This window comes from Morganella sp. BCCO 40_0007 (genome assembly GCF_032989665.1).
GTDB classification, from domain to species: Bacteria; Pseudomonadota; Gammaproteobacteria; order Enterobacterales; family Enterobacteriaceae; genus Morganella; species Morganella sibonii.
Window position 1 is genome coordinate 17,241 of sequence record NZ_JAVBIN010000005.1, and the last position, 17,508, is coordinate 34,748.

11 protein-coding genes are annotated in these 17,508 nt (G+C 49.8%); 9 read left to right on the forward strand and 2 right to left on the reverse strand.

Annotated features, from left to right (window positions below; translation table 11 throughout):
- The first annotated feature begins 64 nt into the window (after window positions 1-64).
- A complete protein-coding gene (locus R5268_RS07060; RefSeq protein WP_004241949.1) occupies window positions 65-271 on the forward strand; it encodes a ParD-like family protein in 207 nt (68 codons plus the stop codon).
- Entirely contained in the window at window positions 264-1,040 is a 777-nt protein-coding gene (map, locus tag R5268_RS07065) for a type I methionyl aminopeptidase (RefSeq protein ID WP_046892528.1), read from the forward strand. The genes R5268_RS07060 and map overlap by 8 nt, the downstream gene beginning before the upstream one ends.
- Before the next feature lie 70 nt (window positions 1,041-1,110).
- On the opposite strand, the gene R5268_RS07070 is transcribed toward map, so the two are convergent.
- A complete protein-coding gene (locus R5268_RS07070; RefSeq protein ID WP_052927302.1) occupies window positions 1,111-1,704 on the reverse strand; it encodes a TetR/AcrR family transcriptional regulator in 594 nt (197 codons plus the stop codon).
- 144 nt (window positions 1,705-1,848) lie between these two features.
- Here R5268_RS07070 and R5268_RS07075 point away from each other — a divergent pair, with 144 nt between their 5' ends.
- The 3 genes from R5268_RS07075 (at window position 1,849) to tadA (ending at window position 4,657) form a co-directional block, all read left to right on the forward strand.
- The gene (locus R5268_RS07075) at window positions 1,849-3,327 is read left to right on the forward strand and encodes an MFS transporter (RefSeq protein ID WP_317419046.1); all 1,479 of its coding nucleotides are present in this window, start codon (window positions 1,849-1,851) and stop codon (window positions 3,325-3,327) included.
- Between the two features lie 98 nt (window positions 3,328-3,425).
- A complete protein-coding gene (leuE, locus tag R5268_RS07080; RefSeq protein WP_046892525.1) occupies window positions 3,426-4,064 on the forward strand; it encodes a leucine efflux protein LeuE in 639 nt (212 codons plus the stop codon).
- 65 nt (window positions 4,065-4,129) lie between these two features.
- Window positions 4,130-4,657, forward strand: a complete 528-nt coding sequence (tadA, locus tag R5268_RS07085) for a tRNA adenosine(34) deaminase TadA (RefSeq protein WP_317419047.1) — start codon at window positions 4,130-4,132, stop codon at window positions 4,655-4,657.
- Here the strand turns inward: tadA and mltF are convergent, their stop codons facing one another.
- Complete coding sequence (gene mltF, locus R5268_RS07090) at window positions 4,658-6,097, reverse strand: membrane-bound lytic murein transglycosylase MltF (protein ID WP_317419048.1); 1,440 nt, start codon at window positions 6,095-6,097, stop codon at window positions 4,658-4,660. It abuts the gene before it with no gap.
- A gap of 258 nt (window positions 6,098-6,355) precedes the next feature.
- Between mltF and purL the strand changes: the two genes are divergently transcribed.
- The 4 genes from purL to R5268_RS07110 all read left to right on the forward strand — a co-directional run bounded on the left by purL (window position 6,356) and on the right by R5268_RS07110 (window position 17,505).
- Window positions 6,356-10,246: a phosphoribosylformylglycinamidine synthase gene (purL, locus tag R5268_RS07095; protein WP_317419157.1), complete on the forward strand. Its 3,891-nt coding sequence runs from the start codon at window positions 6,356-6,358 to the stop codon at window positions 10,244-10,246.
- A 374-nt stretch (window positions 10,247-10,620) separates the two neighbouring features.
- Window positions 10,621-12,972, forward strand: coding sequence for a TonB-dependent receptor plug domain-containing protein (locus R5268_RS07100; protein WP_317419049.1), 2,352 nt, complete (start codon window positions 10,621-10,623; stop codon window positions 12,970-12,972).
- 67 nt (window positions 12,973-13,039) lie between these two features.
- Window positions 13,040-14,710: an ABC transporter ATP-binding protein/permease gene (locus R5268_RS07105; protein WP_317419050.1), complete on the forward strand. Its 1,671-nt coding sequence runs from the start codon at window positions 13,040-13,042 to the stop codon at window positions 14,708-14,710.
- Window positions 14,707-17,505, forward strand: coding sequence for a M16 family metallopeptidase (locus tag R5268_RS07110; protein ID WP_218455369.1), 2,799 nt, complete (start codon window positions 14,707-14,709; stop codon window positions 17,503-17,505). The genes R5268_RS07105 and R5268_RS07110 overlap by 4 nt, the downstream gene beginning before the upstream one ends.
- Window positions 17,506-17,508 lie beyond the last annotated feature (3 nt).

The window sequence follows — 17,508 nt, forward strand, 5'->3', positions numbered from 1 at the left end:
TGCGTGAGGTCTATTATACGAACCATATCTGTTTTATATATGGTTTATCAGTTAAGGATTTCACGTGGGTATTGTTAAAATCTCCGATGAACTGCATGAATATCTGCGCCGGGCGAGTACAGTCATGTCCCGCTCTATCAACGCACAGGCAGAATTCTGGATCAAAATCGGAATGCAGGCTGAAATGAATCCGGATAAAACCTTCACAATGCTTGTCAGCGAAATGCTGGAAAAAGAATCTGTCAGCCGGAAAGGAGAACAGCATGAGTAGTATCGTTATAAAAACACCTGAAGAAATTGAGCTGATGCGGGAATCAGGCCGTCTGCTGGCAAGCGTTTTTGCCATGCTGGATGATTTCATTAAGCCGGGTGTTTCCACGCTGGCGATTAATGACAAAGTTGAAGATTATATTGTGAATACCCTTCAGTCACGTCCTGCCAGTAAAGGGCAGTACGGGTTTGAGTATGTGCTGAATACCTCGCTGAACGAAGTGGTGTGCCACGGTGTCCCGAAAGCGGATGAGATCGTAAAAGACAAAGATATCATTAATGTGGATATCACACTGGAAAAGAACGGCTTTATTGCGGATTCCAGCAAAATGTATGTGATGCCGGAAGCTTCACCGCTGGCACGTAAACTGGTGAAAGCGACCTATGAAGCGATGTGGGAAGGTATTCAGCAGGTGAAACCGGGTGCGACCCTGGGCGATATCGGTTCTGCCATTCAGCATTATGCGGAGTCACGCGGCTACAGTGTGGTACGCGAGTATTGCGGTCACGGTATCGGCCGTGAGATGCATGAATCCCCGCAGGTGCTGCACTATGGTGTGCGCGGTAAAGGAACGGAACTGAAAGAGGGGATGACCTTCACCATCGAGCCGATGATTAACCAGGGCGGAGCTAAAATCAAAACCAAAAAAGATGGCTGGACGGTGGTCACACGGGATAAAAAATTATCCGCGCAGTCTGAACATACTATTCTGGTCACCGCAACGGGTTATGAAGTATTAACGCTGCGTGCGGATGAAACATTGCGCTGATTTTTATCAGTATAAACAACAGAGTGTAAAAAGCCCGGCTGCGACCGGGCTCTTTTTTTATCAGAGCCGGTCAGGCTTTGACAAAGCGGAGAAACTGTTCATACAGTACACCGCCCAGTGTCTGTACGGTGTAGAGATCAGATTGCGGCAGGGTATCCACGGCGGCATGCATGCCGTGATAAATAATCATGGCGGTGATATCCGGATGTGCTGCACGCCAGTGACTGTGTTGCTCACCTTCAGCGATCAGGGCCAGCAACTGATTAAGAACCGCATTTTCGTGATCATTTCCCTGCTGGTGAAACCCCTGATGAAACAGGACATCATGCAGTTCCTGTTTCTCAGTATAAGCGGTGACAGAGCGATCACACCAGGCAGCCAGTTTGGCATCCGCATCTCCCGCAGCACAGGCATCCATCGCCTGCTGCGTTTGTGACAGAAACCAGTCCATATAACGGTGGCGCAAGGCCTCGTAAATATCCGGTTTGGCGGCAAAATAGTGGTAATAGGTTCCTTTCGCGACACCGGCCCGCGCCACAATGTCACTGACGGTGGTGGCATCAAATCCCTTTTCGAGAAACAGCGATTCGGCGGCATCCATCAGTTCATTGATCCGGACATCGGCAGGTTTAAAACGGGGCTTGTGTTCTGCTGACTGAGTCATAAATGCGCCTTTTATAACGGAAAAACCTGATTATGCCATTTCCCGGTTGTTAAGGCGAAAAAAACACGCAAATGAAATGTGTTCTCATTTCGATTGACCGTCGGTCGGTCGATGTGTATTCTGCCTGTGAGAAAGGAGAACATCATGAACCGACTTCGTTATTTTGCCGTTACCACCGCGATTTGCCTGGGTACCTTTATGGCAACGCTGGATATCAGTATTGTGAATGTGGCGCTCCCGGCCATTCAGCATGATTTACAGGCACCGATGGTGTCACTGCAATGGCTGATAGATGCTTATGCTCTGTGTTTATCTGCACTTATTCTGTCAGCCGGGCCGCTGAGTGACCGTTACGGGCGCAAAAAAATGTGGCTGGCAGGTGTGCTGATTTTTACTCTCGGCTCACTGCTCTGTGCAATGGCGGGGACATTACCGCTGCTGCTGGCGGGACGGGTTGTGCAGGGGATTGCGGCGGCGTTACTGATCCCCGGCGCATTGTCGCTGATCACGCATACCTTTGCTGATAACCAGCAGCGTATCCGTGTGATTGGTATCTGGTCGTCCGTCAGTGCGCTGTCGCTGATTACCGGGCCGATCCTCGGCGGCGTGCTGGTGCATACTACCGGCTGGCAGGGGATATTTCTTATCAATATTCCGATCGGTATTATCACGTTTCTGCTCGGGCAGTACGGCATCAGTGAAAGTGCGGACCCGGAAAAAGCAGCGTTTGATCCAGCCGGGCAACTGCTGAGTATTGCGGCTCTGGGCTGCGTGACGTACGGACTGACGGAAGCGGGTACTCATGGCTGGCTGCACCCGCTGACGCTGTTCACTGTCACCGGCGGGATTATTTTTCTTTTATTATTCCTGTACACCGAAAACCGGGTGGCAAAACCGCTTCTGCCGCTGGCGGATTTCAGGCGCCGGGAGTATCTGCACTACAATCTGGCCTCGTTTGTGATTGGTTTTGCGGCCTATACCAATGTGTTTTTTATCGCGCTGTTTTTACAGAAAGCGCAGGGCTGGAATGCCCTGGAAGCAGGATGGCGGATGTCGCCGGAGTTTATCGCCATGGCGCTGTTTGCATTTTCATTCGGACGGATCGCCCGCAGGCTGAGTATCCGTCTGATCCTCGGCACCGGTCTGCTGCTGACAGCGGCAGCGTGCGGACTGATGACACTGCTGACACCTGATACACCGTATCTGCTGACGGGGCTGATGTTGTTTATGCTCGGCACCGGTATGGGGTTATCGATTCCCGCCACCGGCGCACTGATTATGCACGCGGCTGACCCGGCCCGTTCCGGTGTGGCCTCGGCGACACTGAATATGATGCGCCAGACCGGTATGACACTGGGGGTGGCGCTGCTCGGAACACTGATGATTCAGCGGGCGGTCACTATTGCGCAGCACCGCAAGTTACCGGATGCAGAGCAGATGATCACCGGCGCACAGTCCGGGGAACTGACGTCAGCCGTGCAGCATACGGTTTATGAGGCGTTTGCGGGCGGATTTAATCTGGCCATGGCGGGCGCAGCATTATCGGCAGTATGGGTATTTATCCTGATATTTTACCCCCGCCGCCGCAAAATACCGCAGGAAAACGGGAAAATAACCTTATAACAGAGTGGGTATATCCGTGGCATGTATTTTGTGATTTATTAATCTGAACACAAAATAATAAAAGACAGCAGTAAACTTGCACACACCACGGAGGCGTTATGTTTGAAAATCTGGGCATACTGAATATCGGTACTTATATTATCGGCGTTATCTTTATTATTCTTGTGCCGGGGCCGAACTCGCTGTATGTCCTGAAATCCAGTGCGACATTCGGGTATAAAAAAGGTTACCAGGCCGCACTGGGGGTATTCACCGGCGATGCGGTGCTGATCATTCTGTCATTTCTGGGGGTGGCATCGGTTATTAAAGCCTCTCCGGCATTATTTACCGCTGTACGTTATCTCGGTGCGGCGTATTTATTGTATCTGGGACTGAAAATTCTCTATGCCACGTTTATGCAAAAACAGGGGCATCATGAGGATAAGCCGCTGAAAGCGGAAAATGCGTTTAATAAAGCGCTGCTTCTGAGCCTGACAAACCCGAAAGCGATTCTGTTTTATGTCTCTTTCTTTATCCAGTTTATTGATTTTAATTATGCACATCCCGCGGTGAGTTACGGCGTGCTGGCACTGATACTGGAAACGGTCAGCTTTCTGTATCTCTCCTTCTTAATTTACAGCGGTACTAAATTATCGCAGTTTTTCCGCCATAAAAAGCAGGCGGCGAAAGTGGGTAACAGCACCATCGGACTGTTTTTTATGGGATTTGCTGCGAAACTGGCACTGTTTACTGCGTAAAGAAACTGCCTGTCCGGCAAAAGTGACGTTATACTGTGCCTGATTTTACACAAGCAGGTATTAACGTGACTGACAGTACAACACCTTATAATAATGATGAATTCTGGATGAGACAGGCGCTGGCGCTGGCGGAAGAGGCTGCGCTGGCCGGGGAGATCCCGGTCGGGGCGGTGCTGGTAAAAGATAACCAGCGTATTGCCGGTGGTTTCAATCAGCCGATCCTCAGTCATGATCCGACAGCTCACGCTGAAATTATCACGCTGCGCGGGGCGGGAGAGGCGCTGGAAAATTACCGCCTGACGGATGCCACACTGTATGTCACCCTTGAGCCGTGCATGATGTGTGCCGGTGCGCTGATCCACAGCCGGATAAAACGTCTGGTTTACGGCGCGGCAGAGCCCAAAACCGGCGCAGCAGGGTCATTTATTGATTTACTGACCTTACCTCGGCTGAATCACTATATGGAAGTCACAGGGGGCGTACTGGCTGAGGAGTGTTCGGTGATGCTCAGTGAATTTTTCCGCCGCCGCCGGGCGGAGAAAAAAGCCCTGAAAAAACAGAATGCGGACAGTCAGCAGACTGAGGGTGAGTGATCAGTCTGGTGCGGCAGAGGTCAGAACCTCTGCCGTTTCTTCTTCCGGCTGCTGTAAGCGCAGCTCTTCCTGATGTAAATCGAGATAGCCCTGTAAACTGAGCTGATAGCGGCGTACCCCCTCCACATATCGGTAAGCTTCATAGCCGCGCGCATAACCGTACGGCAGTGACTGATAATAGGCTTTTTTGCTCAGCAGCGGCAGACGGGATTTCACATCCAGCCAGCTGTCCGGGTCCGCACCCTGCATTTCAGTCAGTTTACGGACATCCAGCATATGGCCGTAGCCCATATTATAAGCCGCCAGCGCAAACCAGATTTTTTCATCTTCCGGGATGGAATCCGGCAGTTTATCCATCAGATAATTAATGTAAGTCCCGCCGCCTTTGATGCTCTGCTCGGGGTCGAGCCGATCTTCAATACCGAAGAAATCCGCCGTCGGCCGTGTCAGCATCATGATACCTCGCACACCGGTCGGTGATGTGGCGGTCGGGTTCCAGTGTGATTCCTGCCAGGCAATCGCCGCCAGTACCTGCCAGTCCATTTTTCCCGCGTATTTTTCAAATAACGGACGGTAAGTGGCCAGCTGGGTATTGATAGCATTGATAAAGGTTTTGGTATCCACATAGTTAAACTGATTCATGTGGCTGAAATATTTTTCTTCCAGACGCGCTAAAGTGTCGGTTTCCCGTGTCTGGTTAAAGAAATCGAGCAGGGCGGCGTGCAGGCTGCTGTCATCACTGCGCTTCAGATACCAGGTCAGCGGCTGGTTTTCCGTAATTTCAAAGGCGACAGTAACATTCGGGTGAATATGCTGCTCTTGTGCCACGCTGACAGAATCGCTGATGACATAGTCAATCTCGCCTTTTGCCAGGCGCTGAAGAAGATGATTGCTGTTTTTATCTGCAACCTCGCGGATCTCCAGATCCGGGTATTTTTCCGCTTTGAGCTGGCGGAGCAGGCGGGCATGCGAACTGCCGGCGGTGACCCAGACCGGTGAGCCGAGATCACCCAAATCCCGCGGACGTTTGTTACCCATGCGGTAGATAAGCTGCTGCGCGACAGTGTAGTAAGCCGGGCCGGTCAGGGCGGTTTCCAGGCGGTCTTCATTGTAGATAAGCCCGGCAGCGAGCAGATCGGCGTCGTTACTGGCAAGATCGCTGAACAGGTCATTAACGCTGTCGCGCTCCTGCACCACCAGTTTCACACCGAGGTAGTCGGCGAAACGCTGCGCCAGCTCGTAATCAAAGCCGCTGGCCTGTCCCTGCTTATTAAAGCTGATAAGCGGCGAAGTGATCGCGCTGACACGCAGTTCTCCCCGCGCAAGAATACGGTTGAGCTGCGGCTGCTGGGACGGCCAGCTGATATTGATGGCGATCAGCGCCGCAGCGAACAGCGCGACGACGACGATGACGACATAATTTAGCTTTTTATGTACCAAAGGCGCATCTCACCGGTTACACAAAAGAGTTCATTCAGAGGCATAAATTACCATGGTTATATTTCCAGTAATCGGACATTTTGCTCAACATTTTGTCACGGTGCAACTTTATTCCGCTTTTCCGGGCTGAAATCCGGAAAAATTCCCTCCCGGAAAAAACGTCACGCAAACGGTTTCGTCGGCGTCAGTATTGCTCTATAATGTGCCCGTTTCCCCTCCGGGCCGATGGCTCTGCGTGTTAAAAAGAGAGAACTGACAATTATGGAAATTTTGCGTGGCTCACCTGTGTTATCTGCGTTTCGCGTATCAAAATTTATCAGCGCGTTCACTGAACACCACCTGCCGGTGACCAACATCTATGCGGAATATGTGCATTTTGCTGATCTTTCCGCACCTCTGACCGACGATGAGCACACCAAATTACAGCAGTTGCTCCGTTACGGCCCGTCACTGGCGGAACATGCACCGGAAGGGGTTCTGTTTCTTGTCACACCGCGTCCGGGGACATTATCGCCCTGGTCGTCAAAAGCCACCGATATTGCGCACAACTGCGGTCTGTCAGCCGTTACCCGGCTGGAGCGGGGAATTGCCTACTATATTACTACCACAGGGCTGACTGAGAATGAACATCAGCAATTGAGTACACTGCTGCATGACCGTATGACAGAAACTGTTTTCAGTGAGCTGTCGCAGGCTCAGGCGCTGTTTGCCCGTCATGAACCGGCCCCGCTGACCGTGATTGATCTGTCCGGACAGGGGCGTGCGGCACTGGAAAAAGCCAATATTTCGCTGGGGCTGGCGCTGGCGGAAGATGAAATTGATTATCTGGCGGATGCATTCACCGGGCTTGGCCGCAACCCGTCTGATGCGGAACTCTATATGTTTGCTCAGGCAAACTCTGAACACTGCCGCCACAAGATTTTTAATGCGGATTGGGTGATTGACGGCGAAGAACAGCCGAAATCCCTGTTCAAAATGATTAAAAACACCTTTGAAAAGACCCCGGATCATGTGCTGTCCGCTTATAAAGATAACGCGGCAGTGATGGAAGGCTCGTCCGTCGGGCGCTTCTTCCCGGAAGGGGATGATCGCAGCTATCAGTATCATCAGGAAGAAACACATATCCTGATGAAAGTGGAAACCCATAACCACCCGACCGCTATTTCCCCGTGGCCGGGGGCGGCAACCGGCTCCGGTGGTGAAATCCGTGATGAAGGCGCGACCGGGCGCGGCGCCAAACCGAAAGCGGGGTTGACCGGATTTTCGGTTTCCAACCTGCGCATTCCGGGCTTTACCCAGCCGTGGGAGCAGGATTTCGGCAGACCGGACCGTATTGTCAGCGCGTATGACATCATGACCGAAGGCCCGCTCGGCGGCGCGGCATTTAATAACGAATTCGGCCGTCCGGCACTGCTCGGGTATTTCCGTACGTATGAAGAGAAAGTCAGCAGCCACAACGGCGAAGAACTGCGCGGCTACCATAAACCGATTATGCTGGCGGGCGGTATCGGCAACATCCGTGCTGACCACGTGCAGAAAGGGGAGATCCCGCCGGGCGCGAAACTGATTGTATTAGGCGGCCCGTCGATGAATATCGGCCTGGGCGGCGGTGCTGCATCCTCTATGACATCCGGTCAGTCAGATGCAGATCTGGATTTTGCGTCCGTGCAGCGCGATAACCCGGAAATGGAACGCCGTTGTCAGGAAGTGATCGACGCCTGCTGGCAACTGGGTGATAACAACCCGATTCTGTTTATCCACGATGTGGGCGCAGGCGGCTTGTCCAACGCCATGCCGGAACTGGTCAGTGACGGCGGGCGCGGCGGGCGTTTTGAGCTGCGCGATATCCTCAGCGATGAGCCGGGCATGAGCCCGCTGGAAATCTGGTGTAATGAATCCCAGGAACGTTATGTGCTGGCGGTGTCGCCGGAGCAACTGCCGCTGTTTGAAGCACTGTGTCAGCGTGAACGTGCACCGTATGCGGTGATTGGTGAGGCGACAGAAAAACGTGATCTGATCCTGAATGACAGACATTTTGATAATCAGCCGATTGATATGCCGCTGGATATCCTGCTGGGGAAAACCCCGAAAATGCGCCGCGATGTTACGACGCTGACCGCAGAAGGCACACCGATTGATCGTCGTGATATCAATCTGCATGAAGCGGTAAAACGTGTGATGCATTTACCGGCGGTTGCGGAAAAAACCTTCCTGATCACCATCGGTGACCGTACGGTGACCGGTATGGTTTCCCGGGATCAGATGGTCGGCCCGTGGCAGATTCCGGTGGCGGACTGTGCAGTGACGACCGCCAGCCTCGACAGCTACTACGGCGAGGCGATGTCAATCGGTGAGCGTGCGCCTGTTGCCTTACTGGATTTTGCCGCATCTGCGCGGATGGCCGTGGCGGAAGCGCTGCTGAATATCGCCGGTGTGCAGATCGGCGATATCAAACGCATTAAATTATCCGCTAACTGGATGGCGGCAGCCGGACATCCGGGGGAAGATGCCGGGTTATATGCGGCCGTGAAAGCCGTGGGTGAGGAGTTATGTCCTGCGCTCGGCCTGACTATCCCGGTCGGTAAAGATTCAATGTCGATGAAAACCCGCTGGAATGAGCAGGGTGAAGAGCGCGAAATGACCTCGCCGCTGTCGCTGGTGATCACCGCATTTGCCCGCGTGGATGATGTGCGCCGGACGGTGACTCCGCAACTGCGTGCGGATGTGCCGAACCGTCTGCTGCTGGTGGATCTGGGTGAGGGCCGTAATACCCTCGGTGCGACTGCGCTGGCTCAGGTGTATCGTCAGCTGGGGCAGAAAGGGGCAGATCTGCGCAATCCGCAGGCGTTGCGCGCATTCTTTGATACCATGCAGACGCTGGTTCGGGATGAAAAACTGCTGGCGTATCATGACCGCTCGGACGGCGGTCTGTTTGTCACCCTGGCGGAAATGGCGTTTGCCGGACACTGTGGCGTGAATGCAGATATCAGTGCGTTTGATGAAGATATTCTCGGCGCGCTGTTTACCGAAGAGCCGGGTGCGGTGCTCCAGGTGCGTGAAGCGGATCTGGATGCAGTTGTTCAGGCCTTTACCGATGCCGGGCTGGCTGACATGCTGCATGTTCTCGGTGAGGCCGTGCCGGGGGATGATTTCATTGTCCGCAGCCACAATACCGAAGTCTATCACCAGTCCTGTCGTGAACTGCGTATTATGTGGGCGGAAACCACCTGGCAGATGCAGCGCCAGCGTGATAACCCGGCCTGTGCCGATGAAGAGCATGAAGCGAAACAGGATCCGGCAGACCCCGGTCTCAACGTGGTACTGACGTTTGATCAGAATGAGGATATCGCCGCCCCTTATATTGTAAAAGGTGTGCGTCCGCGGGTTGCGGTACTGCGTGAGCAGGGTGTTAACTCCCATGTGGAAATGGCAGCTGCGTTCCATCGTGCCGGTTTTGATGCTATCGATGTGCATATGAGTGACCTGCTGAACGGACATCTTCCGCTGAACAGTTTTCAGGCGCTGGTCGCCTGCGGCGGCTTCTCGTACGGTGATGTGTTGGGGGCCGGTGAGGGCTGGGCGAAATCGATTCTGTTTAATCCGCAGGTGCGGGATGAATTTGCGCAGTTCTTTGCGCGCCCGGACACCTTATCTCTCGGGGTATGTAATGGCTGTCAGATGATGTCAAATCTGCGCTCACTGATTCCGGGAGCCGGTTTATGGCCGCGCTTTACCCGTAACCGCTCTGAGCGTTTTGAAGCACGTTTCAGTCTGGTTGAAGTGGCAGAAAGTCCGTCACTGCTGCTGAGCGGTATGGCCGGTTCACGGATGCCGATTGCGGTTTCTCACGGTGAAGGGCTGGCGGAATTCCGTGATGAGGCGCATCAGCAGGCACTGATGCAGCGCGGCCTGGTGGCACTGCAATATGTGGATAACTACGGTCAGGTCACTGAACGCTATCCGGCTAACCCGAACGGCTCACCGGCCGGTATCACGGCGGTTACCACCGATGACGGACGTGCCACCATTATGATGCCGCATCCTGAGCGGGTCTTCCGGACTGTCAGTAACTCATGGCATCCGGAAAACTGGGGCGAGGACGGTCCGTGGCTGCGGATCTTCCGTAATGCCCGTAAACAATTAGGCTGATAAACAGGCGGGTATGACTTTTCAGTTTTACCCGCTTTTTTTACTTACCACAATCATATTACCGCAATAATACATTCCCTCTGCCTCTGTCAGTTGCTGAACAGAATTGATAACCGTTATTTATTAGTTCCCGCCTGAATACAAACATAAATAATAAGATAATCTATTTAAAAATAGTATTTTAGCCAGTTTAAAATTCCACTGTATCGATATTGCCATCCAATAACATTCAATAATTATTTTATCAGTAATGTGATGAAACATAGTTTCATTATCATTTTTTTCGTTGAATACGTAGTTTCACCATGTTAGCATTCGCAAACAACAATGATAATACGAATAACTATCATTTGCTTTCAAATAAAGTTAACCCAATGAAAAATACAGATAAATTACTTATTGCAGCTATTACAGGCAGTTCATTTTGTAGTTTTTATATACATGCAGCTCAATATAACCCCGATAACCATATTAAGGTTGCGGTTAAATCGGATGCACACGCAGAGACAGATGATCCTCTGTCGTCTCAAACGATAACAGAGCAGGAAATAAAGGATTCACCATCATCTAATAGTAACCTGAGTGATTATTTGAAAGCCGTCCCCGGTGCCCGTGTGGAGAGTAAATCAGAAACAGGGTTTACCAATGGTGAGATTAAACCGCTCTCTGTTTCCATTAACGGTGCGCCTTCAGAACAGACGGCGTATATGATAGACGGGGTAAATATTAATAACGATATCGACCCGGCTTCCTCCTTATTTGATGGCACCATGGGCGTCAATCCGAATAAGAGTTCAGAGCAGGCTTATTTCTTTGATGCAAAACTGCTTTCGGGAATAACGGTTTACAGTAATAACGTTCCGGCAAACCTGGGCGGATTTACCGGCGGGGCAGTTGTGGCGGAAACCCGGCAGTACAGCGGGGAAAATCACGCATCAGTCAGTTACCGTACCACCCGGTCTTTCTGGGCATCATTAAAAGCGGATGAGACGGTAAAAGAAGCACTGGATAAAAAAGTTCCCAACGGAATGAATGCAGAATTTCAGCCCGTTTATAAAAAAGAATTCTTTAATCTGACGGCGGAATACGGATTAACGGAGAATACCGGTATGGTATTCGGCTTCAGCCGCCGTGATTCTGATATCCGTCAGACCCGGATGCTGAATTCGAAAGGGGAGACGGATAACCGTAATCACACCCGCCGTTCCGATAATATGCTGGTCAATTTTAACTGGACACCGGATACCGGCCGGACGCTGGAAGCCGGGTTCCGTATGTCAGATTATAAAGAGGGTAAATTTTACGCCAATAATATTGATAATAACGTCAATGATACCCATCAGGCTTACGGTACGACGATCCGGTATATTCAGTCTGTGCCGGGCGGTAAGCTGACATCGACGGCAGCGTATGACAAGTTTTCCGATAAACGCCGTTCCAACAGTACCGAAGCCAGTGTGGTGACTGACCTGGATACCGGTCTTGATTTCGAGGAAGGCGGATATGGTAACAGTCAGCTGACGCAGGAAAATATCAATTTAATTCTGGATTATAATACTGACCCCGTATTCTTCGGAAATACAGAACACGTTTTCAATACCGGAGCCGATTACCGTCATACGGCATATGCGTTTAAGCGGGATGACGATGTTCACTCAACGGTATCATTTATTGACAGTACCGGCCGGGATGTTCTTTTAAGTGAACTGACCGCGTCAAAAGGAACCGTAAATACCTCTCACCAGAATTATGCGCTTTATGCTCAGGATACGATTAAAACCGGTGATTTCACATTCCGTCCCGGTTTACGCCTGGAGCGGGATAATTATTTAAGTAACACAAATATCGCTCCCCGTTTTACGGCTTACTGGCAGGCATTACCGGATACCCGGTTTAAGTTCGGACTTAACCGTTATTACGGACGTTCATTTGCCACGATGAAGTTATCCGGAAAAATACTGGAACTGAATCAGGATCGTACCCGGGATTACCGTTCACTGTCACATTTAAGTACACCGCATTCAGATGAATTGAACTTCGGGGTTAATCAGGACTGGAATAACTGGCGTATTTCCGCGGATTATACATACAGAAAGTATAAACAGCGGATTGTGGTTAAGCGCAGTACTCAGGATGATAAGAAAGTTGATTCATTCACCAACGGTGATGATTTTAATGCTCAGATTTATACACTGCAAATAACCAATAAAACACCGTGGACTCTTGGTGCAACAGAGTGGAATACCACATTAGGTGCTGACTGGCTGAATACCGGCAGAGCCGATCTTGAGAAAACATTAGATCCGGATGAAGCGGTTATTCTTGATGGCCGTCTGATGTCCCGTGCTCAGATGGAAAAAGAAGTCAATAATAATGAAGAGGAGTGGATGGTCCGTCTGGGTGTTGATATGAAGATCCCGGATAATAATATTACCTGGTCGAATAAATTTTATATTAAAGCACCGGTCCATTCTTATGCGGAAACCAACAGTACGGATGATATTACTGTTTATAAAACGCAGAACTTCGGAACGCATACTCAATGGGATACCAGCCTGAGCTGGCAGCCGGCTGTTTACGGTTCACATCAGCTCTATTTCCGTGCCGAAGTACTCAATGTGCTTAACCAGGTCAGGAAAATGGAAAATAAAGGCTACAGTTCAAATGAGTACGGAATTTATACTCCGGGACGTGAATTCTGGCTTGAAGTCGGTTATGAATTTTAATTGAGACATAAGCAACTGCCGGCGGAAAATTTTGTTTTCTGCCGGCAGGCCCATGGCAAATCATTGTATGAATAGTAAATCCGAATTAAATAAAAATAAATTTATCAAACAGGTCTGGAGCCTGGCTTGTCCGTACTGGAAAAGCCGGGAATGGAAAATAGCCTGGCCGCTGATTATTTCTGTTATTGCACTTAATTATATTGTTGTTGAAATTGCGGTGAAATACAGCGACTGGAACCGTGATTTTTTTAATCTGATGCAGAATAAGGACTGGGATAATTTCTGGCCGATGCTGAGTCAGTTTGTTCTGATCATGGCGGTTTATTCTTCTGTCGATCTTATTGAAGAATATTTGCGCCGGACATTACGTATCCGCTGGCGGGGCTGGCTGACAGAGCGGTTTCTTACGCAGTGGCTGAGCCATAAGCGTATTTACCGGCATCAGCTTTTATATAAAGAGAGTGATAACCCGGATCAGCGTATTGCTCAGGATATAAAAGAATTTTGCGATCAGACATTGCAGCTGGGTCTGGGATTACTGCGGACTGTCACCAGTCTGGTGTCTTTTACCGTTATTTTATGGAATCTTTCCGGAACACTGACATTTGAACTGGGCGGAATGACATGGGTAATACCGGGATATATGGTGTGGGTGGCAATACTGTATTCCGTTATCGGTACATGGCTCACCCATAAAATTACCAGAAAACTGATCCCGCTGACATTTCAGCAGGAAAAATGTGAAGCCGATTTTCGTTTTCATCTGATGCGGGTAAAAGAATACGCGGAATCGATCAGTTTTCTGCGCGGTGAAAAGGCGGAATTGTCCTCATCAAAACGGTTATTCGGGAAAATATGGCAGAACTGGCAATATCTGACCGGAATGAAAATGAAATATCAGGCCTTTAACAGCGGATATAATGAGGTCGCCCGCATTTTCCCGTATCTGGTGGCATCGCCGCGGCTGATGAGCGGCAGTCTGCAACTCGGCGATATGATGCAGACCGCAACCGGATTTTACCGGGTACAGGAAGCATTCAGCTGGTTTGTCGATTCTTATGAGTCAGTGGCAAACTGGCGGGCAGTCACCGGGCGTCTGGTGACATTCAGTTCGCAGCTGGATTCTATTACCGGCACCGGCACAATCCGTCAGTCTGATTCTCCCGAATGGTCTGAGTTATCGGTATTTTTACCGGATAACCGGCCGGTTCAGGAAAATATGTCCGGTGCTTTTCCGGACAGCGGCGCAATTACAGGCCCGTCGGGATGCGGGAAAAGTACATTCCTGCGCACACTCGCCGGATTATGGCCGCATTATAAAGGTTCATTATCCATGCCCCCGGATAATAACTGCATGTTTATTCCCCAGAAACCGTATTTACCGGAAGCCACATTGCGGGAAATTTTAATATATCCCCATATTCACGGGGAATATGACGATGCATTGCTGGCCGGTGCATTAACGGATGTGGGACTCAGTCATTTTATTCCTGAACTGGATACAGGGAAAAACTGGCAGCACACATTATCCGGCGGAGAACTCCAGAAAATAATGCTGGCGCGGTGTCTGATACAAAAACCGGCCTGGCTGTTTCTTGATGAGGCCTTATCTGCACTCGATGAGGAGAATTATAAAACACTGAGCCGGTTACTCAGGGAAAAACTGGCTCACAGTCATATTATCGAAATATCTCACAGGGAAGACGTGAGAAATGATAAGCCCGGGTTGATTTTATGAAAAGAATACTACTGATAACCGGCATGTTATTTATTCTGGCCGCCTGTTCCGGTCAGCAGACTCAGGTTAATGACCTGCTGAAAATGAAAACACTCCGGTATGACCCGGCAATAGAAACCGGCACGCTGAATAACGGATTCCGTTATTTTCTGGCGGAAAACAGCACACCGGAGAAAAAAGTGTATATCCGGCTGGTTGTTAATGCCGGGTCAATGAATGAGGATGATGACCAGAGAGGCGTTGCACATATTGTCGAACATATGGCATTTAACGGAACAACGCATTTCCCCGGTAATAAGCTGATCCGTGACCTGGAAAAAGCGGGATTAAAATTCGGTATTGATATTAATGCATTTACGGATTTTGAAAATACCGTCTACACATTAAATCTGCCGGACAATGACCCGGCAAAAATTAACCTTGCACTGGACATTATTGCTGACTGGGCAGGGCGGGTAACCATAAATCAGGCGGATCTGGATGCAGAAAGGGGCGTTGTTCTGGAAGAATGGCGTGCCAGACTGGGCGCCATGCTGAGACTGGGGGATAAAAAAAGCGCCATTGAGATGGCGGGGTCGCGCTATGCATTACGTGACCCTATCGGTGATGCGGAAACAATACAGCATGTCAGCCGTAAACGGGTGGCTGATTTTTATTATCGCTGGTACAGACCGGATAATATGTCTCTGGTGGTCGCCGGGGATATTAATAAACAACACATCCTGTCTCTGCTGAAAACAAAATTAACAATGCTTCCGGTCAGAAAAGATCCGCCTGAGGTGATTGATTATTCTGTACCGTTGCCGGAACACTGGCGTGCGGCTTTTGTTCATGAAGATGAAATCCGGACACCGGCGGTGGAAATCAGTTTTTTCAGTCCTTATCTGGAGGATTATTCACTGACCCGTTATAAGGATGACCTGGTTAATCAGATTATGACCCGGCTGATAAATATCCGGTTACAGCATCTGGAAAAAGAGAATGATGAGTTTATCAGTACCGCAAATTATTACTCTTCAGCGACCGGACGGGAAACCATACAATCTGTATTTTCCCTGCAATTATCAGATGAAAAATATGATGAAGCCACGCTGAGTATTTTTAATTTTCTTGCTGCTGTTGAGCAGCAGGGTTTTACACAGGCTGAGCTGGATGAAGAGCTTGAGCGGTTAACTCGGCTTAATGAAAAACAGAAAGATAAAACCATCTACAGTATTGATCTTGCGGCGGATATGATGACGGCGGCAGCCAGCCATCAGCTGCTTGCAGGGCAGAATGATAAATTTCTTCTTAATCGCTATTATCTGAAAAATATCACCTTAGCCGATGTGAACAGCGCATTTCATACGATGACAGCCGTGAAATCCCGGCTGGTGATGATCACGCATCCGGAGAAAATACAGCCGCAGGCCATGGATGCGGCAGCACTGGAAAAAAGCTGGATTGAAAGCCACCGGTTACCACAGAAAAAATGGGACCCGGCCGCAGAACAAATAACGGAACTACCGGATATTAATGTCACGGCCGGTAGTGTGAAACTTATCAGAACGGTTGAAGAATATAATATCAGGGAATATCAGCTGAGTAACGGCAGCCGGTTAATCTATCAGTACAATAATGATAATCCGGGAAAAGTGTTCTTTAAGGCGCTGACACCCGGCGGATTACGGTCAGTACCGGATGGTGATTATCATGCGTTGCGGATTGCTGTCAGCCTGACGGATGAAACCGGTTTTGGCCGTTATCCGCTATCCGCATTACAGGCTGTTTTTAATAAAAGTCCGGTGGTGATGTCAACATTACTGGATGAGCATCAGCAGGGTTTTTCCGGCTGGGCAGAGACGGATAACCTTGAAAAAATTCTGACGCTTTTTCATCTGAAATTAAATGAAAGCCGGGTAACGGAAAAAGTATGGCATAAATATAAATCAGAAACGGATAAACAGCTGGCTGAGAATAATAAGGACAGTCAGCATCTCTTTATGCAGAAAATATCATCACTGCGTTATCCGGGAAAACATACCATATATGATGCCACACAGCAGGATCTTGACGCACTGAGTGCGGAAAAACTGACGCAATTGTATGAACGTTATATCAGTAATAAAACCGATTTTACGTATTTTATTACCGGTGATATTCAGCCCCGCGATGCGGAAAAAATTGCAGGAAAATATCTGGCATCTGTTGGTGTAAAAAAAGATGGCAGAAAACCCGTTGCGATTGAAGCCGGAACACCGGAAACACCATTAATTGTCAGGGGATTACAGGAGCCGCGGGCGGAGGTGGAGATCTATCTTGTCCGCAAAAATAGCTGGCGGCCGGATAATGCCTATTATCTGGAGATCGGCGGCGAGCTGATTCAGGAAAAACTGCGGGAAAAATTACGTGAGGAAGCATCGGGTGTCTACAGTGTCACCGCATGGTTCTGGCACAACCCGTCTGAAATACAGGATGAGGGACGGATCATGTTCACCTGTGCACCGGAACGGGTGGATGAACTGATTACCCTGAGTGAACGCGTGCTGACGGAATTTGAGCACAACGGGATTGATCGGCAGGTATTCAGAAATAAAATCATACAGAGCCGCGATATTCTTGAGCGAACCCGTAAATCGGTTACCGGCATACTGGAAGATATTGAACGCAGTTATATGCTGACCGGCGGCCCGTTATTAATCGGCGCTTCACTGCGGGCAAATGAAAAGGCATCTCCGGAAGAGACTGAAATGGTTTTACAGGACTTTTTACGTCATGCCGGAAAATTCCATGCGGTATTACTGCCTGCGGAGTAATCA

Bases quoted from the DNA above. Each gene is read 5' to 3' on its own strand.
- leuE (WP_046892525.1), top strand. From the start codon at position 3,426: ATGTTTGAAAATCTGGGCATACTGAATATCGGTACTTATATTATCGGC.
- R5268_RS07075 (WP_317419046.1), top strand. From the start codon at position 1,849: ATGAACCGACTTCGTTATTTTGCCGTTACCACCGCGATTTGCCTGGGT.
- R5268_RS07100 (WP_317419049.1), top strand. From the start codon at position 10,621: ATGAAAAATACAGATAAATTACTTATTGCAGCTATTACAGGCAGTTCA.
- R5268_RS07070 (WP_052927302.1), bottom strand. From the start codon at position 1,704: ATGACTCAGTCAGCAGAACACAAGCCCCGTTTTAAACCTGCCGATGTC.
- R5268_RS07110 (WP_218455369.1), top strand. From the start codon at position 14,707: ATGAAAAGAATACTACTGATAACCGGCATGTTATTTATTCTGGCCGCC.
- map (WP_046892528.1), top strand. From the start codon at position 264: ATGAGTAGTATCGTTATAAAAACACCTGAAGAAATTGAGCTGATGCGG.
- R5268_RS07105 (WP_317419050.1), top strand. From the start codon at position 13,040: ATGAATAGTAAATCCGAATTAAATAAAAATAAATTTATCAAACAGGTC.